Source organism: Mesorhizobium kowhaii (assembly GCF_042431665.1).
GTDB lineage: Bacteria > Pseudomonadota > Alphaproteobacteria > Rhizobiales > Rhizobiaceae > Mesorhizobium > Mesorhizobium kowhaii.
The window spans coordinates 257,506-283,873 of sequence record NZ_JBHLYT010000005.1; the positions used below are offsets into that span (position 1 = coordinate 257,506).

Below are 26,368 nucleotides of genomic sequence, written 5' to 3' on the forward strand. Positions count from 1 at the left end.
CCAACGATCAGAAAAATTGATTGGCGCAACCCCTTGTGCCACCGTTACATTCGACTGGTCCAGCCAAGCGAAAAAAGCTGGCCATCGAGGAACATCTTCCATGCCACAGCGAAACGACACGGCGATATGGTCCGGCCTGTTCCGGATTTCGGCCGAATCCGGCCAGACCCTGCAGGCACAGATCCGCCAAGCCATCGTGGCCGCCATTCTCGACCGCCAGATCGCCGCTTCGATGCCGCTTCCCTCATGCCGGATCCTGGCCGAAAAACTCGGCGTGGCGCGCGGAACCGTGGTGCTGGCCTTCCAGCAGCTCGTCGACCAGGGCTTCCTGGTGGCACGCGAGCGGCGCGGCCATTTCGTCAATCCCGATGTGCTGGCGACACCGGCCAAGCCGCACCAGAAGGCGCCCGACCAGGCCAACGAGATCGACTGGAAGGCACGCCGCAAGATCGCCGCCAGCGACATGCCGCCACCGGCCAAGCACGAGAACTGGATCAAGTCGTCCTACCCCTTCGTCTACGGCCAGTTCGACCCGGCGCTGTTCCCGACCGCCGAGTGGCGCGAGTGCAACCGCATGGCGCTTGCCGTGCTCGAAATCCGTAACTGGGCGTCCGACATGGTCGATCGCGACGATCCGCTGCTGATCGAGCAGATCCAGGCGCGGCTGTTGCCCAGGCGCGGCATCTTCGCCAATCCCGACGAGATCATCGTCACGCTGGGCGCCCAGAACGCGCTCTATATGCTGGCGACGCTGCTGATGAGCAAGGGTTCCAAGGTGGCGATGGAGGACCCCGGCTACCCCGACGCACGCTCGATCTTCCGCCTTGCGGGCGCCGACATACAGCCGGTGCCGGTAGACCAGTCCGGCATCGTAACCGCTTCTATTGCTAATGATTCCGGGTTCGTCTTCGTCACGCCCAGCCATCATTGCCCGACCATGGTGCCATTGTCGGCGGAACGAAGGCAGGATCTCCTGGCGCGGGCCAACCGCTACAACCAGATCATCATCGAGGACGGCTATGACAGCCAGCTTCTCGACGAGGCGCCGCAGCAGGCGCTGAAGAGCCTCGACCGCTCCGGCCGCGTCGTCTATGTCGGCTCGATGTCGAAGACGCTGGCTCCGGGCCTGCGGCTCGGCTACATCGTCGCTTCGGCTGGACTAATCTCCGAACTCAGGGCGCTGCGCCGCTTCATGCTGCGTCATCCGCCGGCCAACAACCAGCGCGCCGTCGCGCTGTTCCTGTCGCTTGGCCACCACGAGGCACTGGTGCGGCGGCTGTCGAGTGCCTTCGACGAGCGGCGCAAGCGCCTGGTCCATGCGATTTCCGCTTTCCTGCCGGAATGGCGTTCGACCGATTCGGCCGGCGGCACATCGCTGTGGCTCGAAGGGCCGCGCGGCACCGATGCGCGCGGACTGGCCGAGGCCGCCGCCTCGCGCAGCGTCATCATCGAGCCGGGCGACCGTTTCTTCGATCGCACTGAAAAGCCTTCACGTTTCATGCGGCTGGGCATTTCCTCGATCGCGTTGCAGCACATCGAGCCAGGCATCCGCGAACTGGCTACCGCCGCCGGACGCAGGCCGGCCGCCGCCTGATCCATCGCCCGACCCCTTGGTCGGAGCCGCACAGCGTGGCTCCGACTCCATTAGCCCTGGCATATGCAACCGGACCGTCTGGCTCATAGGCTGGGCCAATGCCGGCGGCATAGTCGGGGCACAAAGGGGAAGAAGCAGCCGATGGTGGACCAACCGCCGCGCCCTGCTTCTCGGAAAGGTGGAGTGTCTTCCATGTCAGTTCTTGAAAAGCAGGAAGCGGCGGCGGATCAGCGTTCGCGCCGCTCCGGCGGGCGCGAAGCGCGCCGCGCCATGCGGGCGGCACCGTTGGCCGACGACATCAAGCCGGTGCGCGCCGGCCTCGAAGGCGGCAGCTACGGACCGCTGACGCAGAACGACCAGGAACGCATCCACGAAGCGGTGCTGACACTGTTGGAAACGGTTGGTTTCGCCAACGCCATTCCCTCCTGCATCGAGGCGCTAACCGAGGCCGGCGCCAGCTATGGCGACGATGGCCGCGTTCGCTTCCCCCGCGCTCTCGTGCTCGACACGATCAAGAAAGCGGCACGACATTTCACGCTGCACGGCCAGGACCCCAAGCACGACATGCTGATCAAGGGCAAGCGCGTGCATTACGGCACGGCGGGCGCTGCCGTGCATCTGGTCGATGTCGAGAAGCGCGAATACCGCGAGTCGCTGCTGCAGGACATCTATGACGCCGCCCGCCTCGTCGAAGGGCTCGACAACATCCACTTCTTCCAGCGGCCGATGGTGCCGCGCGACATTCCCGATCCGCTCGATATGGATTTCAACACGCTCTATGCCTGCGTGATGGGCACATCGAAGCATGTCGGCACCTCCTTCACGGTGCGCGAGAACGTGCAGCCGGCGCTCGAAATGCTCTATGCCATTGCCGGCGGCGAGGAGAATTTCCGCGCCCGGCCGTTCGTCTCGAACTCCAACTGCTTCGTCGTGCCGCCGATGAAATTCGCCGAGGACGCCTGCGGCGTGCTCGAAGCCTGCGTCGAAGGCGGCATCCCGATCCTCTTGCTGTCAGCCGGACAGGCCGGTGCCACGGCCCCTGCGGCGATTGCCGGCGCGGTGGTGCAGGCGGTGGCCGAAGTGCTGGCCGGTCTCGTCTATGTCAACGCCATCAAGCCGGGGCATCCGGCGATCTTCGGCACCTGGCCGTTCGTGTCGGATCTCAGGACCGGCGCCATGTCGGGCGGTTCGGCCGAGCAGGCGGTGCTGACCTCGGCCTGCGCGCAGATGGCGCAGTTCTACGACCTGCCGGGCGGCTCGGCCGCCGGCATGACGGATTCGAAACTGCCCGACATCCAGTCCGGCTATGAAAAGGGCATCACCGATGTGATGGCCGGCCTTGCCGGGCTCAACCTGGTCTACGAATCGGCCGGCATGCACGCCTCGCTGCTCGGTTTCTGCCTGGAAAGCCTGATCATCGACAATGACATGCTCGGCCACTGCCTGCGCTGCGTGCGCGGCATCGAGGTGACCGACGAGGCATTGTCGATCGACACCATCACCGATGTCTGCCTGAAGGGTCCGGGCCATTATCTCGGTAATGAGCAGACGCTGCGGCTGATGCAGACCGAATATTTCTATCCGGCCGTCGGCGACCGCTTTTCGCCCAAGGAATGGAACGAGAAGGGCCGGCCCGACATCCTGCAGCGGGCGATCATCGAGAAGAAACGCGTGCTTGCCGAGCGCTTTCCGCGCCATGTGCCCAAGCTGATCGACGACAGACTGCGCGCCCGCTTTGGCGAGATGATCAAGCTGCCGCGCGGCAGCATGGGCGGGTAGGCCTTCGCAAAACAATCAGTCCGCGTTGAGCCCATAGCGCTCGACGACTGCGGCACTGATCAGCTTGGCGTGCAGTGTCATCAGCACGATTTGCGCATCGAAACTGTCGCCGGTTTCAAGGGCGGCCTCGATCCGGCGCTCTGCATCCAGCCTGTTCTGAAGACCATTGGATCGCTCGAAGGCTTCCGGTCCGGCGATGCAATAGCTGAACAGTCGCGCCACGTCTGGATAGGCTTGGGCTGGCGGGTCGTCGGGCCAGCGATCCTTCATCAGATTGACGATGGTGAGTTTTACGCCCTCCGGCACAAGGGCGGGATGAAGGTCAGCGCCGCGCAATGCCGCATCGAGCTGTCTCAAGTCGCCCGAGCGGCCGAACATTCCGAGGAAGCCGAGGGAAGAGCGCCGTCCCGCCATGATGTTCCAATCCGTTTCCAACCACTTAGGTGGTTGGCAGGCGGAATACAAAGCAGTGACTTAACGTGCGTCGCGTTGAAACGCATTCACGCGACGTGCTTTAAGTCTTTGTCGTTGTGCCTGTCAGCCACTCGCCGCCAGCAGCAAGACACCGGCAAGAGCAGACCCGGCAAGCGTCGGCAGCATGCCGATTTTCAGCTTCAGGACGGCGATCATGGTGGCGCAGGAAAGCAGCGCAGCGCGCCAGTCGATCGACGAAAACACCGGCACATTCATGCCGAGGCCCAGCGCGTGCACCTCACGGAAAATGACGTGCAAGGCAAACCACAGAGCCAGATTCATGATCACCCCGACAACAGCGGCGGTGATCGCGCCAAGTGCTGCCGACAAGGCCTTGTTGCCGCGCAGGGCCTCGATATAGGGCGCGCCGAGGAATATCCAGAAGAAGCAGGGCGTGAACGTAACCCACAGGGTCAGCAACGCCCCCAGCGATCCGGCAAGCAACGGGTCCAGCGAGCCGGCGTGGCGGAAGGCGGCGATGAAGCCAACGAACTGCAACACCAGGATGAGCGGACCCGGCGTCGTTTCGGCAAGCCCAAGACCGTCGACCATTTCACCGGGGGCGAGCCAGCCGAAGGACTGGACGGCTGCCTGGGCGACATAGGCAAGCACCGCATAGGCGCCGCCGAAGGTGACGATCGCCATGAGACTGAAGAACCGGCCTATCTCGGTCCAGACGCTTGCAGAGCCGGTAAGCCACCAGATCAGCAGAACAGGCCCAAACCAGATCGGCAGCCAGATCGCAATCGTGCGTGGCGCATGCCATTTCGTCGGCCTGAGGTGGGCCAACTCGCCGCGCTCGAACATCAGGTCGACCGCTCCCTTGATGTCGGCAACATCGTCCTTGCCATGTGCCGAGCCGGAAAACAGCGCCGGAGCAATGCGGTTTCCCAGCCATCCTGTCAGGCCCGCAAGCAGGATGATGAGCGGGAACGGCACATTCAACGCATAGATGGCGATGAACGCCGAGACCGCGATCGACACCATGACCCGGTTCTTCAGGGCACGCCGTCCGATCCGGATCACCGCCTGGATGACAATGGCAAGCACCGCCGCCTTCACCCCGAAAAACAGAGCCTCGACGAGCGGCACGTCGCCATAGAGCACGTAGAGGCTGCTCAGGACGAGCATGACGAGCGCGCCCGGTACGACGAACAGGATGCCGGCGACAAGGCCGCCGATCGTCCTGTGCAGCAGCCAACCGATATAGATGGCGAGTTGCTGGGCCTCGGGGCCAGGCAGCAGCATGCAGTAGTTCAGCGCATGCAGGAAACGCTGCTCGCCGATCCAGCGCCGCTCCTCGACCAGTTCCTTGTGCATCAATGCGATCTGCCCGGCCGGCCCGCCGAAGCTGAGCAGTCCGATTTTTGCCCAGAGCTTCATGGCTTCGGTGAAGGTCGGTGCAGCCGGCGGCTGGACCACCGTATCTTGCGACACAAGCGCGCTCATGACGGTTTACTCGCGCCTGCACTGGGCCAGTTGTGCGTTTCTTCAGTGGCGTCGCGACACCAACGGAAGAACGCATCGTAGAGCAGCATACCCGCTTCCAGTTGTTCCAGATCGTCGCGAAACATGCGCGACAGACCAAGCGAAGCAGCCAGGAAGCCGGCAGCCTGGGGAACAAGGTCGAGGCTTGCGGTATCGGCCGCACGCACGATCAGGGCAAGGCGATCGAGCGCCTCGGATTCCAGCCCGAACTCCTCGATCATCGTATCGAAGGTGCAGCGTTCGCCGCGATGGCTCCAGAACACATTGTCGATGTCGAAAGGCACGGCCTGGAAGCGATCGGCCACGGCAGGCACTTCGGCCGGCTCGACAAACAGAAAGATCGCGTGCGGATCGACGAAACGCCGGATCAGCCAAGGGCAAGCGATGCGGTCGACCTTCGGGCGGGCTCGCGTCACCCACACGGTGCGGCCCTTTTCGTCGCGCGAAGGCAAGGTGTCGGTGCGGACCAGAAGCCCCTTTGCATCGCGCCAGGCTTCGAACCCACCGTCGAGGCTTTCGGCGGAAATGCCCTCATGGCGCAGCCATGCGGCGACACCTTGCGAGAGTTTCAGCCCTTTCTGGCAAACGACCGCCACCGATTGGCCGGCGAACTCGGCCGCCCAGGTCGAAACGGTTTTGAAATCGCGCCGGCTCGAGGCCGGCAGAAGGCGCGGATCGGCGTCGAAGTCTTCATCGATACGGACATCGATGATGACGGGCGCGCCTGGCAGACCGATCAGACGGGCTAGTTGCGATACGGTGATAGCGGTTGTTGACGGCATAGCGTCCACCTCCTGGAAAGAGAAGCTTGGACGCGAACGTTGGGCTGACGCCTCACGGGGTCGTCGCGATGCACCCCTTGCCATCATGGTGGATACATCGCGCGGGCTTGTCAAGGATCGTGAGCGTTTCTCGACCTACCGGTCGGGGCGCGCCATGCTGAATGGAAAAACGACAGGCGGCCTGATTGATCGGGCCGCCTGTCCTCGATGCAGCATCAGGGTTTGTCCCTGAGAGCAATCAGTGATTGTCTCTGGGGACACCGCTGGTGTGGGCGACGTCCTGGTATTTCACCGCCGGCTTCAGCACCATTCCCTCTGAAAACTGCGCGACCATGCCGCGCTGGATCTCCTGCCAGGGCGTCTGGTGCTTGGGATAGTGATAGCCGCCATTGTTCTGCAGTTCGGCACGGCGTCGGGTGATCTCGTCGTCGGTGACGAGGATGTCGGCCGTGCCCTTGCGCAGGTCAATGCGGACACGGTCGCCCGTCTTGAGCAGCGCCAGCCCGCCACCGATCGCGGCTTCCGGCGAGGCGTTGAGGATCGACGGCGAACCCGACGTGCCGGACTGGCGACCATCGCCGATGCAAGCGAGCGCATGGATGCCCTTCTTGATCAGGTATGCCGGCGGCTGCATGTTGACGACCTCGGCGCCACCGGGATAGCCGATCGGGCCGGCGCCGCGCATGAACAGGATTGTATGTTCATCGATGCCTTGCGCCGGATCGTCGATGCGGGCGTGATAGTCTTCAGGCCCGTCGAAGACCATCGCATTGCCTTCGAAAGCCTCGGGATCCTTCGGGTTGGAGAGATAGCGCTCGCGGAATTCCGGCGAGATGCCGCTGGTCTTCATGATCGCGGAATCGAACAGATTGCCCCTGAGGTTGATGAAGCCGGCATTGGCCTTCAGCGGCTCGGCGACGGTGCGGATGACGTCGGTGTTCTCGTTGGCGACCCCCTTGCAGTTGTCGCCGATCGTCTTGCCGTTGACAGTCACGGCTTCGGGGAAAGGCAGCAATCCGGCCTTCATCAATTCCGCAACCACGGCCGGCACGCCGCCGGCATGGTGGTAATCCTCGCCGAGATATTCGCCCGATGGCTGCAGGTTGACGATGAGCGGGATCTTGTGGCCGATCTTCTGCCAGTCGTCATTGTCGAGCGGCACGCCGAGATGGCGGGCAATCGCATTGAGATGGATCGGCGCGTTTGTCGAGCCGCCAATGGCCGAGTTGACGACGATGGCGTTCTCGAAGGCCTTGCGCGTCATGATGTCGGACGGCTTCAAATCCTCATGCACCATTTCGACGATGCGCTTGCCCGTCTCATAAGAAATCTGGCCGCGCTCGCGATAGGGAGCGGGAATGGCAGCCGAGCCCGGCAATTGCATGCCAAGCGCTTCGGCCAGCGAATTCATCGTCGTGGCGGTGCCCATGGTGTTGCAATAACCGGTGGACGGCGCCGAGGAGGCGACGATGTCCATGAACTCGTCATAGTCGATCTCGCCGGCCGACAGGCGCTGGCGCGATTCCCAGACGATGGTGCCGGAGCCGGTGCGCTTGCCCTTGTGCCAGCCGTTGAGCATCGGGCCGACCGACAGCGCGATCGCCGGGATGTTGACGGTGGCTGCGGCCATCAGCAGGGCTGGCGTTGTCTTGTCGCAGCCGATGGTGAGCACGACGCCGTCGAGCGGATAGCCGTAGAGCACCTCGACCAGACTGAGATAGGCAAGGTTGCGGTCAAGAGCCGCGGTTGGACGCTTGCCGGTCTCCTGGATCGGATGGCACGGGAACTCGAACGGAATGCCGCCCATCGAGACAATGCCTTCGCGCACGCGCTTGGCCAGCTCGATGTGATGGCGGTTGCAGGGCGAGAGATCCGAACCGGTCTGGGCGATGCCGATCAGCGGTTTGCCGGACATCAGTTCGGCCCGCGTCAGGCCGTAATTCAGGTAGCGCTCCAGATAAAGCGCCGTCATGCCCGGGTTGTCGGGATTGTCGAACCACTCCTGCGAGCGAAATTTTTTCTTGTCTGTGGGGGCGCCTGCCATCGTGGTCTCCGTATTTGTAAGACAAATCGATATGGCAACGCGCGGGAGCAGGCAAGAGGGCGCACGGTCGCAACCCGACTTTGGTGCGATAGACATGCACCCAGCCGTGCGTTACGGCTTCGATCAATCTTGTCAGGGAGGTTTTCATGGCTTTGGTGATCGAAGGCGAGGAGCGCATTGCCGCGCCCCTGCAAAAGGTGTGGGAAGCGCTGAACGATCCCGAGGTCTTGAAGGCGACGATTCCCGGCTGCCAGAGCCTGGAGATGAAGTCGCCGACCGAGATGGCAGCGACCGTCGTGGTGAAGATCGGGCCGATCAAGGCGACGTTCAACGGTGAGGTGACGCTCAAGAATCTCAAGCCGCCGCATTCCTACACCATCCAGGGCGAAGGCAAGGGCGGCATAGCCGGCTTCGCCAAGGGCGGTGCCGATGTGACGCTTACCGAAGATGGGCCGGGTACCACGGTGCTGAAATACGCGGCAAAGGCCGATGTCGGCGGCAAGATCGCCCAGCTTGGCAGCCGGCTGATCGAATCGACCTCAAAGAAACTGGCCGGGCAGTTTTTTTCCAGCTTCGGCGAGAAGGTCGGCGCGGCTTAGCTTACTTCCTCGCTTGAACGACGCCTGGCTTCTCTGGGGCTAGCGCCGCCTACCGAACGAAAAAAACTACTCGAACACGATGCTCGGCACGGCATCCGCGGCCGCACCACGCTCTTCATTGATCCGGTCCCAAACCTTCGAAGCGATATCCCGGTAGATCTTTGCCTCGGCACCGTCAGGCTTCGAGACAACCACCGGCGTGCCGGCATCCGAGCTCTCGCGAATGCCCATCTCGAGCGGCACTTCGCCAAGGAAGGTGACGCCCAGACGCTCGGCCTCGCGGCGGGCGCCGCCATGGCCGAAGATGTCGTAGCGCTTTCCCGTATCCGGAGCGATGAAATAACTCATGTTCTCGACGATGCCGAGCAGCGGCACATCGACCTTCTTGAACATGTTGAGGCCCTTGCGGGCGTCAATCAGCGCCAGATCCTGCGGCGTCGAGACGATGACGGCGCCAGCCAATGGCACCTGCTGGGCCATGGTCAGTTGCGCGTCGCCGGTGCCGGGCGGCATATCGACGACGAGCACGTCGAGCCGGCCCCATTCGACCTCGCGCAGCATCTGCGTCAGCGCCGACATCACCATCGGCCCGCGCCAGATCATCGGCGTCTCCTCATCAACGAGGAAACCCATCGACATCACCTTCAACCCATAATTCTCCATGGGTTTGAGTATCTTGCCGTCGACGGTCTGCGGCCGACCGTGGATGTTGAGCAACCGCGGCATGGACGGGCCATAGATGTCGGCGTCGAGCACGCCGACGCGCAAACCATTGGCGGCGAGGCCAAGAGCGATGTTGACGGCAGTGGTCGACTTGCCGACACCGCCCTTGCCGGAAGCGACGGCGATGATCGCCTCGATGCCGGGCACGCCACGCTTGCCCTGGCTGTGCGAAGCAGGAGCGTGCGGAGCGGCACGCGGCGGAGCCGGCGGCGCTGGCCTGGGTGCCGGGCGCGATGGAACCGGCGCCTCCATGCCGCCGCCTTTCTTTTCCGCCGTCAGCGCCACGACGGCGCCGGCGACACCGGGGATAGCCTTGACGACGCGCTCGGCAGCCGCGCGCAGCGGTTCCATCTCCTGGGCGCGGGCAGCGGGAACGGTAATCGAGAAGAAGACCTTGGAATCGGCGATGAAAATCTCGGAAACCATACCAAGGTCGACGATGTTGCCGGTGAAATCCGGCCCATTGACCGTCTTCAGGCGCTCGGTGACGATTTCCTTGGTAACGGACATCAGTTCTTCCTTATGCAGGCTTTCGCTTGAGATAGTGCAGTTTCCGGACAGAACCAAGCCGTGGAGCAATAGCTGCCTTGGTGTGCCCGCAAAAACGACGGGCGGTGTCGGAGCAGTCGGCATTTTGCAGACCGGCGGTCGCCATTGAGCCCTCCTGATCTATTTCAAGGATCGACATGAGCAATCAGGGAAGGAGACGATCATGCTCGCAAACAGCAATGCAACGGCCAATGTCGCGGTGAAAGACCTGGCGAGGGCAAAGGCCTTTTATGAAGGGACCCTGGGCCTCAAGCAGGTGGATGATATGGGTGGCGAACTGATCGTCTACAAAAGCGGCGACACGCTGATCAATGTCTATCATTCGCAGTTCGCAGGCACCAACAAGGCGACGGCGGTGACCTGGACGGTCGGTGACGGGATCGAGTCCATCGTCAAGTCGTTGAAGTCGAAGGGTGTCGCCTTCGAGCACTATGAGATGCCCGGCCTGACGCTGGAGGGCGACGTCCATGTCGGCTACGGCATGAAGGTCGCATGGTTCAAGGATCCCGACGGCAACATCCTCAATCTCGTGAGCCGGTAGACAGTAGCCGCGATTGCCGGCGCTCCACGCGCCGCGAGGTTCACCTCACCCCACCAGGCCAACCGCGAGGTAGGTGAGCGCGGAAATGGCGGCGGTGGCCGGCAAAGTGACAATCCAGGCAACAACGATGTTGCCGGCAAGACCCCAGCGCACGGCCGAGACGCGGCGAGCGGCGCCAACGCCGATGATGGCGCCGGTGATGGTGTGGGTGGTCGAAACGGGAACGCCGAGCCATGTGGCGGCGAACAGCGTGATGGCGCCACCGGTTTCGGCACAGAAGCCCTGCATCGGGTTCAGCCGGGTGATCTTCGAGCCCATCGTGTGGACGATGCGCCAGCCGCCAAACAAGGTGCCGAGCGCCAGCGCCGACTGGCAGGTGAGGACGACCCAAAGCGGTACGTAGAATTTCTCGCCGAGCATGCCTTGCGAATAGAGCAGCACGGCGATGATGCCCATGGTCTTCTGGGCGTCGTTGCCGCCGTGCCCGAGGGAATAGAGCGAGGCGGAAAAGAACTGCATGACGCGGAAAGTGCTGTCGACCGCGAACGGTGTCTGGCGCACGAACAGCCAAGAAACGGCAAGAATCAGGACAAGCGCCAGGACAAACCCGGTCGCCGGCGACAGGACGATTGCGGCGACCGTCTTGCCAAGGCCCGTCCAGACGATGGCGCCCGCGCCCGCCTTCGCAACGCCGGCGCCGACCAGCCCACCGATCAGCGCATGCGAGCTGCTCGACGGGATGCCGGCAATCCAGGTGACGACATTCCAGACAATGGCGCCGACGAGCGCTGAAAAGATCACCGCCGGCGTGACGATGCTGACGTCGACAATGCCTTTTCCCACTGTCTCCGCGACATGGAGGCCGAAGAACATGAAGGCGATGAAATTGAAGAAGGCCGCCCATAGCACCGCGTATTGCGGCCTGAGCACGCGCGTGGAGACGATGGTGGCAATGGAATTGGCGGCATCGTGCAGGCCGTTGAGAAAATCGAAGAACAGCGCGACGGCAACAAGGCCGACCAGCACGGGAAAGGCGATGGTTGCTTCCATCGCCTATACATTCTCGATGACGATGCCGCTGATCTCATTGGCGACGTCTTCGAAGCGGTCGACCACCTTTTCCAGCTCACCATAGATCTCGCTGCCGATCAGGTAGGCCATCGGGTCGCTGCGGCCATGCTTTTTGAAGAGATCCTTCAGCCCTTGCTCGTGCAGATCGTCGGCCCGGCCTTCGGCGCGCATGACCTCCTCGGCGATGGCGTTGAGGCGTACGCTGTTGGCGCCAACCTTGCCGAGCAGCGGGATCGCTTCCGCGACCAGCTTGGCGGCAGCGACGATGACGCCGCCCATTTCCTGCATCAGCGGGTCGAATTCCTTCTTCTCGAACAGCTTCACGGTCTTGACGGTCTTGTGCATCATGTCGATGGCGTCATCCATCGACTGGATCAGGTCCTTGATGTCACCGCGATCGAAAGGCGTGATGAAGGAGCGTCGCACCGCCAGCAGGACTTCCGCGGTGATATGGTCGGCCTCGTCTTCGAGATCGATGATTTTCTGACACCAGCGATCGATGTCCTTCCCCTGGAGAAGCTGCTCCAGCGCCTCGGCGCCACCGACCACGGTGCGGGAATGTCGTTCGAACAGCTCAAAGAAGCGATCTTCGCGCGGCAAAAGCTTGCGGAACCAGCCCAGCATGGTCGACCTCCCGTTTCATCCACATAACGCCGCATTGCGTCGCAGGGAACAGTAAGCCGGCTGAAAGATGTGGATGCGACGCGATTGCGCATACCGCTTGCGGCGAAAGACGATTTCCCCGACCTTGCGCGGAACGAGCGGAAGGATGGCATGATCGACAAGCTGGAATTCTTCATCGCACTGGCCCGGGAGGAACATTTCGGCCGGGCAGCGGAAGTGTGCGGCGTCACCCAGCCGACGCTGTCGGCCGGCATCAAGCAGCTCGAGGGCCAGCTCGGCGTGATGCTGGTGCTGCGCGGCTCGCGCTTCCAGGGGCTGACGCCGGAAGGCAAGCAGGTGCTGGTCTGGGCGCGCCGCATCGTTGGCGATACCCGCACCATGCGCGAGGAGATGCGGGCAGCGCGCCACGGTCTTTCCGGCCGCATCCGCATCGCCGCCATCCCGACGGCGCTGGCCATGGTGGCGCGGCTGACGACGCCGTTTCGGGCAAAACATCCCGGCGTCACCTTCTCGGTGCTGTCGCGGACCTCGATCGAAGTGCTGTCCCTGCTCGGCAATTTCGACATCGATGCCGGCATCACCTATCTCGACAACGAGCCGCTGGGGCGGGTGACCAGCGTGCCGCTCTATGATGAGCGCTATCAACTGATCACCGCGATGGGAAATCCCTATTCCGACCGCGACAAAGTGACATGGGCGGAACTCAGCAGCTTGCCGCTCTGCCTGCTGACGCCGGATATGCAGAACCGCCGCATCATCGACCAGCACCTGGCCGAGGCCGGCGTGCAGGTGCGGCCGACGCTCGAATCCAATTCGATGATCGTGCTGTTTTCGCACATCCGCACCGGCAAATGGTCGTCGATCATGCCGCTCAACCTTGCGGAAACGTTCGGCTTTTCCGAACCGATCCGGGCCATTCCGATCGTCGAGCCGGACGCCAGCCACACGGTCGGGCTGGTGGCGGCGCGGCGCGAGCCACACACGCCGCTGGTTTCGGCGCTGCTGGACGAGGCGATGGCGCTGGCGGACGATTTCCACGCCCGCCGCTAGGCTACACAATGCTGGAAGACCAAGCTCGATAGAAGATTTCTATCGAGCAACGAAACAGCTTTATTGATTCCGAGGGTTTCCTCTGATTTTGTAAAGACTTAGCGATAAAAGCTATCGACCAGGGAGGGCGCTGCATGACGATGCAGCCTGCAAGTACCGAGATCACATCGCGCACGGCCGCGATCGTCCAGGAGCTGAAAGGCCTCGAAGGCCCGCTGCTGCCGATCTTGCACGGCATCCAGGAAGAGTTCGGCCATGTGCCGCAGGATGCACTGCTTGTCATCGCCGAAGCGCTGAACATCTCTCGGGCCGAGGTGCATGGTGTCGTCACCTTCTATCACGATTACCGCAGCCGTCCGGCCGGCCGGCATGTTCTGAAGGTCTGCCAGGCAGAATCCTGCCAGTCGATGGGTTCTGACGCCATCGCCGCCAAGCTCAAGCAGTTGCTGGGCATCGGCTTCCATGAGACGACCCGAGACGGTTCGGTGACGCTGGAGCCGGTCTATTGTCTCGGCCTGTGCGCCTGTTCGCCCGCCGCCATGCTCGATGGCGAGGTGATCGGGCGGCTCGATGACGAAAAGCTCGACGAGATCGTTGCCGAGGTGCGCTCATGATCCCGCGTATCTACATTCCCGCCGATTCCGGCGCACTGGCACTTGGCGCCGAAAAGGTCGCCAAGGCGATCGCCAGTGAACTGGCAGAGCGCGGCATCGAGGCCAAGATCGTGCGCAACGGTTCGCGCGGCGCCTATTTCCTCGAACCGATGGTCGAAGTTGCGACAGCCAATGGCCGCGTTGCCTATGGCCCGGTCAAGCCATCCGACGTCAAAAGCCTGTTCGACAGCGGCTTCCTCACCGGCGGCCCTCACAAGCGCTGGCTCGGCGCCCCGGACAAAATTCCCTTCCTGGCCAAGCAGACGCGGCTGACCTTCGCGCGCTGCGGCGTCATAGATCCGCTGTCACTCGAATCCTACAAGAAGCATGGCGGGTTGAACGGACTGAAGAACGCGTTGGAATTGACGCCCGCCGCCATTGTCGCCCAAGTGACCGAGTCCGGACTGCGCGGGCGCGGTGGCGCGGGCTTCCCGACCGGCATCAAGTGGAAGACGGTGCTCGATACCGCTGCCGACCGCAAATACATCGTCTGCAACGCCGACGAAGGCGACTCGGGCACCTTCGCCGACCGCATGATCATGGAGGGTGACCCCTTCGTGCTGATCGAAGGCATGACGATCGCCGGAATCGCCACGGCTGCGACCAAAGGCTTTGTCTATATCCGCTCGGAATATCCGCATGCGGTGGCGATGATGCAGAAAGCCGTCGAAGTCGCCCGCAAGGCCGGTGTGCTTGGCGCCAGTGTGCTGGGTTCGCCCTACGCTTTCGACATGGAGATCCGGGTCGGCGCGGGCGCCTATGTCTGCGGCGAGGAGACGGCGCTGCTCGACTCGCTCGAAGGCAAGCGCGGCATGGTACGGGCAAAGCCGCCGCTGCCGGCTCACAAGGGGCTGTTCGGCAAGCCGACGGTGATCAACAACGTCATCTCGCTGGCCTCGGTGCCTGTCATCATGGACAGGGGTGCGGCCTTCTACAAGGATTTCGGCATGGGTCGCTCGCGTGGCACCATCCCGATCCAGATCGCCGGCAACGTCAGATATGCCGGCCTGTTCGAAGCGGCCTTCGGCATGACGCTGGGCGAGATCGTCGACGAGATCGGCGGCGGCACGGCGACAGGACGTCCGGTAAAGGCGGTGCAGGTCGGCGGACCGCTCGGCGCCTATTTCCCGCGCGCGCTGTTCGACACGCCATTCGATTATGAAGCCTTCGCGGCCAAGGACGGGCTGATCGGCCATGCCGGCATCGTGGTGTTCGACGACACTGCCGACATGCTGAAACAGGCGCGCTTTGCCATGGAGTTCTGCGCCATCGAAAGTTGCGGCAAGTGCACGCCCTGCCGCATTGGCTCGACGCGCGGTGTCGAGACCATCGACAAGCTCGCCGCGGGCATCGAGCCGGAGAAGAACCTCGCTCTGGTCACCGACCTCTGCAACACGATGAAATTCGGCTCGCTCTGTGCGCTGGGTGGCTTCACGCCTTATCCTGTTATGAGCTCGATCACCCATTTCCCCGACGACTTCAAGCCTGCGCCCGTGCGCGTGGCTGCTGAATAGGAGCTGGCAGATGAACATCAAGGCCGACTTCCCATCACTCGTCGAAGAGATCGACTACGGAACCCCGCAATCGAAGGCGCAGAAGCAGGTCACGCTGAGCGTCGACGGCCGCAGCATCAGCGTACCGGAAGGCACCTCGATCATGCGTGCCGCGATGGAAGGCGGGGTCGAGATCCCGAAGCTTTGCGCCACCGACATGCTGGACTCTTTCGGTTCGTGTCGTGTCTGCCTTGTCGAGATCGAAGGGCGTGGCGGCACGCCAGCGTCCTGTACCACACCTGTCGGCGAGGGTATGGTGGTGCGCACGCAGTCCGAGCGGCTCGACGCCATTCGCCGTGGCGTCATGGAGCTTTACGTCTCCGACCATCCGACCGGCTGGAATGAGAAAGCCGGAACCGGCGCCAGCGAGTTCGACGCGGTGGCAAAGTCGATCGGCTTGACCGAGAACCGCTACGGCATCGAGGGCCGCAACCACGTCAAGCAGGAAAACGGCGTAGCGCCCGGCCATGGCTCGCTGACGGTCGATTACATCGCACGCGACGAATCCAATCCCTATTTCACCTACGATCCCACGCAATGCATCGTCTGCTCGCGCTGCGTGAGGGCCTGCGAAGAGGTGCAGGGCACCTTCGCGCTGACTATCGAAGGACGTGGCTTCGAATCCAGGGTCTCGGCGGGAATGCACGAGGCGTTCATCGATTCGGAATGCGTGTCCTGCGGCGCCTGCGTGCAGGCCTGTCCGACCGATGCGCTGCGCGAGAAAGCGGTCCTTGCCAAGGGTCTGCCGGAGCGCTCGGTCGTCACCACCTGCGCTTATTGCGGCGTCGGCTGCTCGTTCAAGGCCGAAGCGAAGGATGACGAGGTCATTCGCATGATGCCCTACAAGGAGGGCAAGGCGAACCACGGTCATTCCTGTGTGAAGGGCCGTTTCGCTTATGGCTACGCCACCCACAAGGACCGTATCCTGTCGCCGATGATCCGGGAAAAGATCACCGACCCATGGCGCGAGGTGACCTGGGAAGAGGCTATCTCCCACACGGCCCAGGAATTCCGCCGTATCCAGTATCAGTACGGTCGCACCGCGATTGGCGGCATCACTTCGTCGCGCTGCACCAACGAGGAAACCTACCTCGTCCAGAAGATGGTGCGGCAGGGCTTCCGCAACAACAATGTCGACACCTGCGCGCGCGTCTGCCACTCGCCGACGGGCTACGGGCTCGGCCAGACCTATGGCACCTCGGCTGGCACCCAGGATTTCGACTCCGTCGATTACACCGACGTTGCCGTCATTATCGGTGCCAATCCCGTTTCAGCCCATCCGGTGTTCGCCTCGCGGCTGAAGAAGCGGCTGCGTCAGGGCGCCAAGCTGATCGTGCTCGATCCACGTCGCACCGAGATGGTCAAGTCGACGCATGTCGAAGCGGATTATCACCTGCCGCTGAAGCCCGGCACCAACGTGGCTGTGCTGACGGCGCTGGCGCATGTGATCGTCACCGAGGGTCTTTTCAACGAAGCCTTCATCCGCGAACGCTGCGACTGGGCGGAGTTCCAGGATTGGGCATCGTTCGTCGCCTTGCCGGAAAACAGCCCCGAAACCGTCGGCAAGTTGTCCGGCGTCGATCCCGAGCTGATCCGCGGCGCGGCGCGGCTCTACGCTACCGGGGGCAACGGCGCGATCTATTACGGCCTCGGGGTAACGGAACACAGCCAGGGTTCGACCACGGTGATGGCGATCGCCAATCTCGCCATGGCCACCGGCAATATCGGCCGGCCAGGCGTCGGCGTGAATCCGCTGCGTGGCCAGAACAATGTGCAGGGTTCCTGCGACATGGGTTCGTTCCCGCACGAACTGCCCGGCTACCGCCATATCTCAGGCGAAGCCGTGCGCGACATCTATGAGAGCCTGTGGGGCGTGAAGCTGGACGACGAACCCGGCCTGCGCATTCCCAACATGCTGGATGCCGCGGTCGACGGCACTTTCAAGGGCATCTACATCCAGGGCGAGGACATTCTGCAGTCCGATCCCGACACCAAGCATGTCGCCGCCGGTCTGGCCGCCATGGAATGCGTCGTCGTGCATGACCTCTTCCTCAACGAGACGGCAAACTACGCGCATGTCTTCCTGCCGGGCTCGACCTTCCTGGAGAAAGACGGCACCTTCACCAACGCAGAGCGCCGCATCAACATGGTGCGCAAGGTTCTGAAGCCGAAGGCGCGCTACGCCGATTGGGAAGCGACGCAGGAGCTTGCCCGCGCGATCGGGCTGGACTGGAACTACCAGCATCCCTCCGAGATCATGGACGAGATCGCCCAGACGACGCCGAGCTTCGCCGGCGTTTCCTTCGAGTTGCTCGACCGTGTCGGATCCGTGCAATGGCCCTGCAACGAGAAGGCACCGCTCGGCACCCCGATCATGCATGTCGATGGTTTCGTGCGCGGCAAGGGCAAGTTCATCCGCACCGAATATGTGGCGACGGACGAGAGGACCGGGCCGCGCTTCCCGCTGCTGCTCACCACCGGCCGCATCCTGTCGCAATACAATGTCGGCGCTCAGACCAGGCGCACCGACAACGTCATGTGGCACAGCGAGGACCGGCTGGAGATCCACCCGCACGATGCGGAGAATCGCGGACTGCGCGACGGCGACTGGGTCCGTCTGACCAGCCGCTCGGGCGAGACGACGCTGCGCGCGCTGATCACCGATCGGGTGTCACCCGGCGTGGTCTATACGACCTTCCATCATCCGGACACGCAGGCCAACGTGATCACGACCGACTTCTCCGACTGGGCGACCAATTGTCCGGAATACAAGGTGACGGCGGTGCAGGTCGGCGCCTCCAACGGCCCGTCGGAATGGCAGCGCGACTATGACGAGCAGGCCAAGCAGAGCCGGCGCATCGCGAAATTGGAAGCGGCGGAGTAGTCTTGAGCGAGCGCCGCAAAGCCACGACGCAGGTATCGCGGCTGGCGCGTCGCGCAGGCGGGACGACGGCTGCCAACCGGATGGTGCCGGAAGAGACGCCGGTGGCGTTTTCCTTCGCCGGCACCACGCATGCGGTGATGATGGCAAGCCCGGCCGATTTTGAGGATTTCGCGCTCGGCTTCTCGCTGACCGAAGGCATCATTGCCTTGCCTGACGAGATCGAGGCCATCGAGGTCGAGGATCATGGCGCCGGCATCGACATCCAGATCCGGCTGAAGGACAGCGCCAACACGCGCTTCGAAGCGCGGCGCCGACGACTGGCCGGACCGGTCGGTTGCGGATTGTGCGGCATCGAATCGATCGAGGAAGCGATGCGCTCGGTCGATGCAGTTGGTGCGTCAAAGCTTACGCTTGAGGCCGACGATATCGTCCGCTCGGTCAAGCTGTTGTCGAAAGTTCAGCCGCTTCACACCGAGACCGGAGCCGTGCACGCCGCCGGCTTCTATACCCCGGGCAAGGGCATCGTCATGGCGCGCGAGGATGTCGGCCGCCACAATGCGCTCGACAAGCTGGCGGGCGCGCTGGCCAAGGCCGACATCGATGGCGCATCTGGTGCTGTCGTGGTGACATCGCGGGTCTCGGTCGAGATGGTGCAGAAGTCGGCGGCGATCGGGTCGGCTTTCATCATTGCCGTTTCGGCGCCGACGGCACTGGCCATCCGAACGGCGCAAGAGGCTGGCATGACGCTGGTGGCGCTGGTGCGCGGCGATGATTTCGATATTTTCACCCACCCCGACCGGGTGGTTTGCGGAGTTACCAAGCATGTCGCATGACGAAGAACACATCATGAGCACGAGTGAGAAGCTGGTGCGCATGGCAAACCAGATCGCCGATTTTTTCCATTCCAAGCCGCGCGAGGAAGGCATTGCCGGCGTCGCCGAGCATATCAACAAGTTCTGGGAGCCGAGGATGCGGCGGCAGTTGTTCGATATGCTGGACGGCGGCACGGAGAACTTCAACGAGTTGGTGGTGGCCGCCTCGGCCAAGATCAGGCGACCGATCACGCCGGCTGAGGCCGACCTCCGACTCGGGCTCGAGGCTTCCCCGGCCGACGTCGCCGCTTCGCAAAAATAGCGCCGAGGCACCGCGCCTTATATTTTCCATCGCTAAAGTTTGAACTGCCGCGATCAGGCTGTTCTGCTATGGTTTGACGATCAGAAATCGTCAGGCCGGGGCGGAACCTCGTGAGGCCGATCGAGACCCGATATGCCCGTAGCGGCGATGTGCGGATCGCCTATCAGGTGGTCGGGCAGGGGTCGTTCGACCTCGTCTTCGTGCCGGGCTTCATTTCCAATCTCGACCTGCACTGGGAAGACCAAGGCTACAGCCGGCTCCTGAAGCGGCTTTCGGCGTTCTCGCGGCTGATCCTGTTCGACAAGCGCGGCACGGGTCTGTCCGACCGTGTCGACGCGCACCACCTGCCCAGCCTTGAAACGCGCATGGACGATGTGCGTGCGGTGATGGACGCCGCCGGCAGCGGCCGCGCGGCACTGCTTGGCGCCTCGGAAGGCGCGCCGATGGCGATGCTGTTCGCCGCCACCTATCCGGAACGGACACGGGCGCTGGCGCTCTATGGCGGCTATGCGCATTTCCACAAATGGGTGATGTCGCCCGAACGCCTCGACGCCTTCATCGAGATGGCGGAGACGGCCTGGGGTACCGGCGCCACCCTGCCCCATTTCGCGCCTAGCCGGGTCGACGACGCGCATTTCGCCCAGTGGTGGGCACGTTTCGAACGATTGTCGGCCAGCCCGACGGCGGCGGCGGCACTGGCGCGCATGAACGCCGGCATCGACGTGCGCGGCGTGCTGGCCGCGATCAGCGCACCGACGCTGCTCATTCATCGCCATAACGACGCACGGGTCGACCCGGACGCCAGCCGCTTCCTGGCCAGGAAGATTCCCAATTCACGACTGGTCGAGATTCCCGGACGCGACCACCCGATCTGGACCGGCGACGTCGACCGGGTGGCCGACCTGATCGAGGAGTTCCTGACCGGCGAGCGTGCCGTGGCCGAGGTGGACCGCGTGCTGGCGGCACTCCTGGCGACACGCATCTACGACACGGCGCGGATGGGCGACCGCATGTGGAGCGAACGCAGCCAGCGCTTCCAGGAAACCTGGCGGCTGCTGGTCGGTCGCCATGGCGGCCGCGCGGTGGGTACGCATGGCGAGATGATGATTTCGCGCTTCGATGGGCCTGCGCGCGCCATACGCTGCGCTGCGGCGCTGCGCGAGGCGGCAAAAGGCATTGGCGTGGCCAGCGCGCAGGGCGCGCATGTCGGCGAGATCGAACTGCGTGGGCCGCCGGTGGGGCTGACGGCGCGGGTGACGATGCAGCTTGCCGCGCACGCCAGCCGCGGCGACATAATCGCTTCGCGGCTGGTCGCCGACCTCGCAACCGGCTCGGGCCTGCATTTCACTGACGCCAGCCGGATCACGCTGGACGATCTGGACGAGCCGCTGGCGCTGGTGCGGGCGATGTCTGAACAGCATCTGGAGCCCGATTGCCGCGCCAGGACCCGAACGGCCGAACCGGCCGTGCTGACGGCACGCGAAAGCGAAGTGGTGAGCCTGATTGCGGACGGCAAGAGCAATGCCGCGATTGCCGCCGAGCTCAGGCTGAGCGAACACACGGTCAAGCGTCACGTCGCCAACATACTGCTCAAGCTGGATCTGCCGTCGCGAGCGGCGGCAGCGGCATTTTCCGCCAGGCATACTGGCCCGGACGGGCCATAGCAGCCATGGCGCTTTCGGGCGAAGCGGCGCGAGACATGCAAGCGCTATCAATTCTCTCCATGCAGGCCGGGCGGATGTCGCCGGGAAAAGGCGCTGCGAGGGAGGATGAAATGCTGAAGTCAAACCGGACACTCAAAGTGTTGGTGATAGCGGCGAGTGTTGGAGCGTTGTTCGCTATCGCTCCCGCAAAGGCCGAGGACGCGTCTGCGACGGCTGCCTACAAGGACATCCAGGCGACACTCGGCTCAGTACCAGACATGTTCAAGACTTTGCCGGATGTGGCCGTTGCCGGCGCCTGGGCCGAGATCAAGGGCGTGCAGCTCAACCCAAAGACCGCGCTCGACGGCAAGACCAAGGAACTGTTGGGGCTCGCCGTCGCGGCGCAGATCCCATGCCAATACTGCATCTATTTCCATACCGAGGCGGCCAAGCTCAACGGCGCCAGCGACGAGGAGATCAAGGAGGCGGTGGCGATGGCCGCGATCGTGCGCCACTGGTCGACGATGCTCAACGGCAGCCAGATCGATCTCGCGACCTTCAAGAAGCAGACCGACGACGTGTTCGCGGCCGTCAAGGCGAAGTCGCAGTGAAGAAATCCCTGCCCGGCGATGAGCGCCGGGCAGCACTCATGATCATCAATCGCCCGAACGCGAAGACGGGCATATGGAGGATAAAATGCTGACCAAGACACAGACCGTGGACGGCGCGGCGATCAAGAAGGCAATCGAAACCCGTGATGGAAAGATGCTGTCTAGCTTCTATGCCGACGACGCGCTGGTGCGGGTGATCGACCGCAACAACCCACCGAGCAAGCCGCGCGAAATCCGCGGGCGCGCAGCGATCGCCACCTTCTGGGACGACATCTGCAGCCGGGCGATGACCCACAAGGTCGACACCACGATCGCCGACGGCGACAGCTTGGCCTTCACTCAGGCCTGCGCCTATCCGGACGGCACGAAAGTGTTCGCCGCGGCGATGCTGGAGCTGAAGAACGGGCGGATCGCACGGCAGACCGTCGTGCAGGCCTGGGACGAGTGAGGCGGCCATGTTCAGCGCCAGATGGCAGATCGACGCCAAGTTCGGGCACAAGCAGACCGTGCTCGAACTGCTGAAGAAATGGGAACGCGAGATCGGCTCGCAGGTCGGTATCGCCGACCTGAAGTTCCAGATCATGACCGGATCGATCGGCGCGCGGGAGGCGACGGTCGAATCGCATCACGAGGTCGAAAAGCCTGGCCCAGTTGGAGGCGTTCTTCGCCAAGATCGGCAAGATCGACGCCCACGCCAAATGGGGCAAGGAGATGGAGCCCTATGTCGTGTCGGGCACCAGCCTGTGGAACATCTATCGCATCGTGGAGTAGTGGCCGACGCCCTTCTCCCCTGCAACGGGGAGAAGGGAAGCAGACGGCGCTGCTACATCAGGCCAAGCTGCTTGTAGAAGCCGAGCGCATCGTAATAGTCGCTCTGGGTGGCGATCTTGCCGTCCTTGATCGAGAACATCGAGGCGCCGGTGAAGGAGAACTTCTTGCCAGTAGCGGCGGTGCCGTCAGCCCAGGGGCCGGTATTGGTGCCGGAAAATTCCCATTCGAACGAGACACGGTCGCCCTCTACGACGGGCGCGCCCTTCATCGTCCACACCGCGTCGGGGACTGCTTTCAGGAAATTGTCGATGACTCCGGTTTTGGCGGCTTCCTTGCCCTTGACCGGTTTGCCGACAGAAGCGTCGTAGTAGGTAACGTCGTCGGCGAAGTAGCCGGCCGCCTTGGCCGAGTCATGGGCGTTCCAGGCGGCGACATAGGCTTCGACCACCGATTGCGCGGTGTCGGCAGCAAAGGACGGCGCCGCGACGAAGAGCGCGGCGGCGACAGCTGCGGATGTCAGAAATTGGCGGCGATGCATGGTTCTTTCCTCCCTTGTTGAATGCTTGCCTTCCTTCCGCGCGCTAGCCGTGAGCAACCATCACATGGCGCACGGCGGTGTAGTCTTCCAGCGCATAGAGCGACATGTCCTTGCCGTAGCCGGATTGCTTCAACCCGCCATGCGGCATCTCATTGGTCAGCATGAAATGGGTGTTGATCCAGGTGCAGCCATATTGCAGGCGGGCGGCCGTCGCCATGGCGCGCGAGACATCCTTGGTCCACACGGATGACGCCAGGCCATAGTCGCTGTCGTTGGCCCAGTTCACCGCTTCGTCGACCTCGGAAAAACGGGTGACCGAGACGACCGGGCCGAACACTTCGCGGCGCACGATCTCGTCTTCCTGCAACGCGCCGGCAACGACGGTCGGCTGGTAATAGAAGCCCGAGCCCTCGCCCGGCTTGCCGCCGGTGGTGATTTCGATGTGCTTCAATTCTGAGGCCCGCTCGACGAAGCTCGAGACGCGGTCGCGCTGGCGGCGGGAGATCAGCGGCCCGATCTCGTTTTCGGTGTCGTCGGGGCGATTGTATTTGATGGTCGAGACAGCCGATGAAAGGTCAGCGACGAGCTTGTCGTAGATCTTCTTGCCGGCATAGATGCGGCAGGCGGCGGTGCAGTCCTGCCCGGCATTGTAATAGCCGAAGGCGCGCAGGCCGTTCACCACCGTGCCTAGGTCGGCGTCGTCGAAGACGATGACCGGCGCCTTGCCGCCGAGTTCGAGATGCGTGCGCTTGACCGACTTGGCGGCTGCCTGCAGCACCTTCTTGCCGGTGGCGACATCGCCGGTGATCGAGATCATGTTGACCTTTGGATGGTTGATCAGCGTGTTGCCGACGCTGTCGCCGCGGCCGAGCACGACGTTGACGACGCCTTCCGGCAGGATTTCGGCAAGGATCTTGGCCAGCTTCAGCGCCGTCAGCGGCGTCTGTTCCGACGGCTTGAAGACCACGGTGTTGCCACCGGCGATCGCCGGCGCCAGCTTCCAGGCCATCATCATCAGCGGATAATTCCACGGCGCGATCGAGGCGACGATGCCGATGGCGTCGCGGCGCACCATCGAGGTGTGGCCGGGAATGTATTCGCCTGCGACCACGCCTGGCATCGAGCGAACGGCGCCGGCAAAGAAGCGGTAGCAGTCGACGATCGCCGGGATCTCGTCGTTGAGCACCGCTTTGATCGGCTTGCCGCAGTTCAGTGCCTCGAGTGTCGCGAACTCCTTCGCCTCGGCCTCGATGCGGTCGGCGATCTTCAGGAGATAGCCGGAACGCTGCGCCGGCGTGGTGCGCGACCAGGTGACGAACGCCTTTTCGGCCGCCAGCACCGCCGCCTCGATCTGCGCCTGGCTGGCTTCGGGCAGGTTGAGGATGGTCGCCCCGGTCTTTGGATTGAGGATCGGCTCCTCGGTTTCGGTGCCCTTCTCGAATTTCGAGCCGATCAGCATCTGGGTGTCCATGGAAGTCTCTCCCTTATGAACTCTTTGAATTTATTTGCCCGAACCGGCGATCTGGTCGCCGTCGCGGGTCAGGTAATAGGCAGCAAGGATCGGCAGCAGCGTCACCAGCACGACGACCATCGCGACAACATTGGTGACCGGGCGCTGGCGCGGTCGGATCAGCTCTTCCAACATCCAGATCGGCAGCGTCTGCTGCTGGCCGGCGGTGAAGGTGGTGACGATGACCTCGTCAAACGAGAGCGCGAAGGCCAGCATGCCGCCGGCGAGCAGCGCGGTGGCGATGTTGGGCAGCACGACATGGCGGAAGGTCTGGAAACCGTCGGCGCCGAGATCCATCGATGCCTCGATCATCGAACCCGAGGTGCGGCGGAAACGGGCGACGGCATTGTTGTAGACGACGACGACGCAGAAGGTGGCGTGGCCGAGCACGATCGTCCAGAACGAGAACGGGATGTCGGCCAGCGAAAAGGCCGAGCGCAGCGCGATGCCGGTGATGATGCCGGGCAGCGCGATCGGCAGGATGACCAGCAGCGAGATGGTCTCGCGGCCGAAGAATTTGGTCCGCGACACCGCCGCCGAACACAGCGTGCCGAGGATCAGCGCGATCGCCGTCGAGATCGCGGCAACCCTGACGGACAGCGACAGCGCCTGCCAGACATCGGGCCGGTTCCAGGTGACGGCGAACCACTGCGTCGTCAGGCCGGGCGGCGGCCAAACAAAACTCTTCTCCTCCGTCGTGAAGGCGTAGACGAAGATCAGCAGGATCGGCAAATGCAGGAACAGCAGCCCGCAAGCGGCGGCGACCTTCAGGCCGAGCGGAGCCGACTGGGAGCCATCAGAGCGCATCGAATGCCCCCATGCGCTTGGCGCCCCAGAGATAGAAGCCCATGATGACGATCGGCACGATGGTGAAGGCGGCGGCGAGCGGGATGTTGCCGGCGGTGCCTTGCTGCGAATAGACGGCCTGGCCGATGAACAGGCGCGAGGTGCCGATGATCTGCGGGATGATGTAGTCGCCGAGCGTCAGCGAGAAGGTGAAGATCGAGCCGGCGACGATGCCCGGCAGGGCCAGCGGAAACAGCACGTTGCGGAAGGTCTGTCCCGGCGAAGCTCCCAAATCGGACGAGGCCTCGACCAGATTGCCTGGGACGCGCTCGAGCGCCGCCTGTACCGGCAGGATCATGAACGGCAGCCAGACATAGACGAAGACAATGAAGGTGCCGGTGAACGACACCGACAGCGAATTGCCGCCGACGACCGGCAGTGACAGCCAGGCGTCGAGCACCCACAACAGATGCAGCTTGGCGAGCAGCCAGGTGAGGATGCCTTCCTTGGCTAGGATCAGCTTCCAGGCGTAGATCTTGACCAGGTAGCTCGACCACAGCGGCAGCATGATGCCGAGATAGAACAGCGCCTTCCAGCGGCCGCGGGCATAGCGCGCCGCATAATAGGCGATCGGGAAGGCGACGGCGACCGAGGCCAGCGTGACCAGAGCCGCCATCGTCACCGTGCGCAGGATGATGTCGAGATTGGCCGCCTGGAACAGGTCGCCATAAGTCTTCAACGTGAACTGGCGGTTGATGAGGCCGGAAAACTCGTCGATGGAGAAAAAACTCTGTGCCAGCAGCGCGAACAGCGAGCCGATATAGACGATGCCGAGCCACAGCACCGGCGGCAGCAGCATGAGGAGCAGCAGCACCTTGGGTCTGCGCCAGAAAAGGTCCGACAGCGTACCGCGGAGCCCGCCGCTGCCCGGCAGGATGGCGGGGGCTGTGGCGCGTGGCATGGCGGC

General features: G+C 63.3%; 24 protein-coding genes and 1 pseudogene. 14 read left to right on the top strand and 11 right to left on the bottom strand.

Annotation, left to right across the window (positions count from 1 at the left end):
* The first annotated feature begins 100 nt into the window (after positions 1-100).
* Both pdxR and ACFFNA_RS04755 read left to right on the top strand, forming a co-directional pair.
* Positions 101-1,594: a MocR-like pyridoxine biosynthesis transcription factor PdxR gene (gene pdxR, locus ACFFNA_RS04750; RefSeq protein ID WP_111544768.1), complete on the top strand. Its 1,494-nt coding sequence runs from the start codon at positions 101-103 to the stop codon at positions 1,592-1,594.
* A gap of 192 nt (positions 1,595-1,786) precedes the next feature.
* Positions 1,787-3,373 carry a trimethylamine methyltransferase family protein gene (locus ACFFNA_RS04755; protein ID WP_111544769.1) on the top strand — a complete coding sequence of 529 codons (1,587 nt, stop codon included), beginning with the start codon at positions 1,787-1,789 and terminating at the stop codon, positions 3,371-3,373.
* Positions 3,374-3,388: 15 nt separating this feature from the next.
* On the opposite strand, the gene ACFFNA_RS04760 is transcribed toward ACFFNA_RS04755, so the two are convergent.
* The 4 genes from ACFFNA_RS04760 to ACFFNA_RS04775 form a co-directional block, all read right to left on the bottom strand.
* The gene (locus tag ACFFNA_RS04760) at positions 3,389-3,787 is read right to left on the bottom strand and encodes a hypothetical protein (RefSeq protein WP_378916006.1); all 399 of its coding nucleotides are present in this window, start codon (positions 3,785-3,787) and stop codon (positions 3,389-3,391) included.
* A 123-nt stretch (positions 3,788-3,910) separates the two neighbouring features.
* Entirely contained in the window at positions 3,911-5,296 is a 1,386-nt protein-coding gene (gene chrA / locus ACFFNA_RS04765) for a chromate efflux transporter (RefSeq protein ID WP_378916008.1), read from the bottom strand.
* Positions 5,293-6,117, bottom strand: coding sequence for a chromate resistance protein ChrB domain-containing protein (locus ACFFNA_RS04770; RefSeq protein ID WP_378916011.1), 825 nt, complete (start codon positions 6,115-6,117; stop codon positions 5,293-5,295). Before ACFFNA_RS04770 ends, chrA begins: the two co-directional genes overlap by 4 nt.
* A 238-nt stretch (positions 6,118-6,355) precedes the next feature.
* Positions 6,356-8,161 (bottom strand): IlvD/Edd family dehydratase, encoded by a 1,806-nt coding sequence (locus ACFFNA_RS04775; protein ID WP_111544772.1) that lies wholly within the window; start codon positions 8,159-8,161, stop codon positions 6,356-6,358.
* A gap of 146 nt (positions 8,162-8,307) precedes the next feature.
* Between ACFFNA_RS04775 and ACFFNA_RS04780 the strand changes: the two genes are divergently transcribed.
* Positions 8,308-8,760 carry an SRPBCC family protein gene (locus ACFFNA_RS04780; protein WP_378916013.1) on the top strand — a complete coding sequence of 151 codons (453 nt, stop codon included), beginning with the start codon at positions 8,308-8,310 and terminating at the stop codon, positions 8,758-8,760.
* A 66-nt stretch (positions 8,761-8,826) separates the two neighbouring features.
* On the opposite strand, the gene ACFFNA_RS04785 is transcribed toward ACFFNA_RS04780, so the two are convergent.
* The gene (locus tag ACFFNA_RS04785) at positions 8,827-9,996 is read right to left on the bottom strand and encodes an Mrp/NBP35 family ATP-binding protein (RefSeq protein ID WP_378916392.1); all 1,170 of its coding nucleotides are present in this window, start codon (positions 9,994-9,996) and stop codon (positions 8,827-8,829) included.
* A gap of 199 nt (positions 9,997-10,195) precedes the next feature.
* Here ACFFNA_RS04785 and ACFFNA_RS04790 point away from each other — a divergent pair, with 199 nt between their 5' ends.
* Positions 10,196-10,573: a VOC family protein gene (locus ACFFNA_RS04790; protein WP_111544775.1), complete on the top strand. Its 378-nt coding sequence runs from the start codon at positions 10,196-10,198 to the stop codon at positions 10,571-10,573.
* 45 nt (positions 10,574-10,618) lie between these two features.
* On the opposite strand, the gene ACFFNA_RS04795 is transcribed toward ACFFNA_RS04790, so the two are convergent.
* Entirely contained in the window at positions 10,619-11,623 is a 1,005-nt protein-coding gene (locus ACFFNA_RS04795) for an inorganic phosphate transporter (RefSeq protein ID WP_111544776.1), read from the bottom strand.
* Between the two features lie 3 nt (positions 11,624-11,626).
* Entirely contained in the window at positions 11,627-12,268 is a 642-nt protein-coding gene (locus ACFFNA_RS04800; RefSeq protein ID WP_111544777.1) for a DUF47 domain-containing protein, read from the bottom strand.
* 150 nt (positions 12,269-12,418) lie between these two features.
* On the opposite strand from ACFFNA_RS04800, the gene ACFFNA_RS04805 reads away from it, so the two are divergent.
* The 10 genes and pseudogenes from ACFFNA_RS04805 (at position 12,419) to ACFFNA_RS04850 (ending at position 22,567) form a co-directional block, all read left to right on the top strand.
* Positions 12,419-13,318 carry a LysR family transcriptional regulator gene (locus tag ACFFNA_RS04805; protein ID WP_111545393.1) on the top strand — a complete coding sequence of 300 codons (900 nt, stop codon included), beginning with the start codon at positions 12,419-12,421 and terminating at the stop codon, positions 13,316-13,318.
* A gap of 134 nt (positions 13,319-13,452) precedes the next feature.
* On the top strand, positions 13,453-13,932 hold the full coding sequence (locus ACFFNA_RS04810; protein WP_378916017.1) for a formate dehydrogenase subunit gamma: 480 nt from the start codon (positions 13,453-13,455) through the stop codon (positions 13,930-13,932).
* Positions 13,929-15,485, top strand: coding sequence for a formate dehydrogenase beta subunit (locus ACFFNA_RS04815; RefSeq protein WP_111544779.1), 1,557 nt, complete (start codon positions 13,929-13,931; stop codon positions 15,483-15,485). Before ACFFNA_RS04810 ends, ACFFNA_RS04815 begins: the two co-directional genes overlap by 4 nt.
* 10 nt (positions 15,486-15,495) lie before the next feature.
* Complete coding sequence (fdhF, locus tag ACFFNA_RS04820; RefSeq protein ID WP_378916019.1) at positions 15,496-18,408, top strand: formate dehydrogenase subunit alpha; 2,913 nt, start codon at positions 15,496-15,498, stop codon at positions 18,406-18,408.
* A gap of 2 nt (positions 18,409-18,410) precedes the next feature.
* Positions 18,411-19,241 (top strand): formate dehydrogenase accessory sulfurtransferase FdhD, encoded by an 831-nt coding sequence (gene fdhD / locus ACFFNA_RS04825; RefSeq protein WP_378916022.1) that lies wholly within the window; start codon positions 18,411-18,413, stop codon positions 19,239-19,241.
* Positions 19,231-19,542: a formate dehydrogenase subunit delta gene (locus ACFFNA_RS04830; RefSeq protein ID WP_111544782.1), complete on the top strand. Its 312-nt coding sequence runs from the start codon at positions 19,231-19,233 to the stop codon at positions 19,540-19,542. Before fdhD ends, ACFFNA_RS04830 begins: the two co-directional genes overlap by 11 nt.
* Positions 19,543-19,652: 110 nt before the next feature.
* The gene (locus ACFFNA_RS04835) at positions 19,653-21,206 is read left to right on the top strand and encodes an alpha/beta fold hydrolase (protein ID WP_378916025.1); all 1,554 of its coding nucleotides are present in this window, start codon (positions 19,653-19,655) and stop codon (positions 21,204-21,206) included.
* A gap of 110 nt (positions 21,207-21,316) precedes the next feature.
* On the top strand, positions 21,317-21,796 hold the full coding sequence (locus tag ACFFNA_RS04840) for a carboxymuconolactone decarboxylase family protein (protein ID WP_111545395.1): 480 nt from the start codon (positions 21,317-21,319) through the stop codon (positions 21,794-21,796).
* An 85-nt stretch (positions 21,797-21,881) separates the two neighbouring features.
* Positions 21,882-22,244, top strand: a complete 363-nt coding sequence (locus tag ACFFNA_RS04845) for a nuclear transport factor 2 family protein (RefSeq protein WP_111545396.1) — start codon at positions 21,882-21,884, stop codon at positions 22,242-22,244.
* Positions 22,245-22,251: 7 nt separating this feature from the next.
* Positions 22,252-22,567, top strand: a pseudogene (locus ACFFNA_RS04850) (hypothetical protein).
* A 52-nt stretch (positions 22,568-22,619) separates the two neighbouring features.
* Here the strand turns inward: ACFFNA_RS04850 and ACFFNA_RS04855 are convergent.
* From ACFFNA_RS04855 to ACFFNA_RS04870, 4 genes are read right to left on the bottom strand one after another with little or no spacing between them, the layout of a single operon-like run.
* Positions 22,620-23,105, bottom strand: coding sequence for an ester cyclase (locus tag ACFFNA_RS04855; protein WP_111544784.1), 486 nt, complete (start codon positions 23,103-23,105; stop codon positions 22,620-22,622).
* Positions 23,106-23,148: 43 nt separating this feature from the next.
* Positions 23,149-24,576 (bottom strand): gamma-aminobutyraldehyde dehydrogenase, encoded by a 1,428-nt coding sequence (locus tag ACFFNA_RS04860; protein WP_378916029.1) that lies wholly within the window; start codon positions 24,574-24,576, stop codon positions 23,149-23,151.
* A 30-nt stretch (positions 24,577-24,606) separates the two neighbouring features.
* A complete protein-coding gene (locus ACFFNA_RS04865) occupies positions 24,607-25,422 on the bottom strand; it encodes an ABC transporter permease (RefSeq protein WP_111544786.1) in 816 nt (271 codons plus the stop codon).
* Positions 25,412-26,362, bottom strand: a complete 951-nt coding sequence (locus tag ACFFNA_RS04870) for an ABC transporter permease (protein ID WP_378916395.1) — start codon at positions 26,360-26,362, stop codon at positions 25,412-25,414. Before ACFFNA_RS04870 ends, ACFFNA_RS04865 begins: the two co-directional genes overlap by 11 nt.
* Positions 26,363-26,368 lie beyond the last annotated feature (6 nt).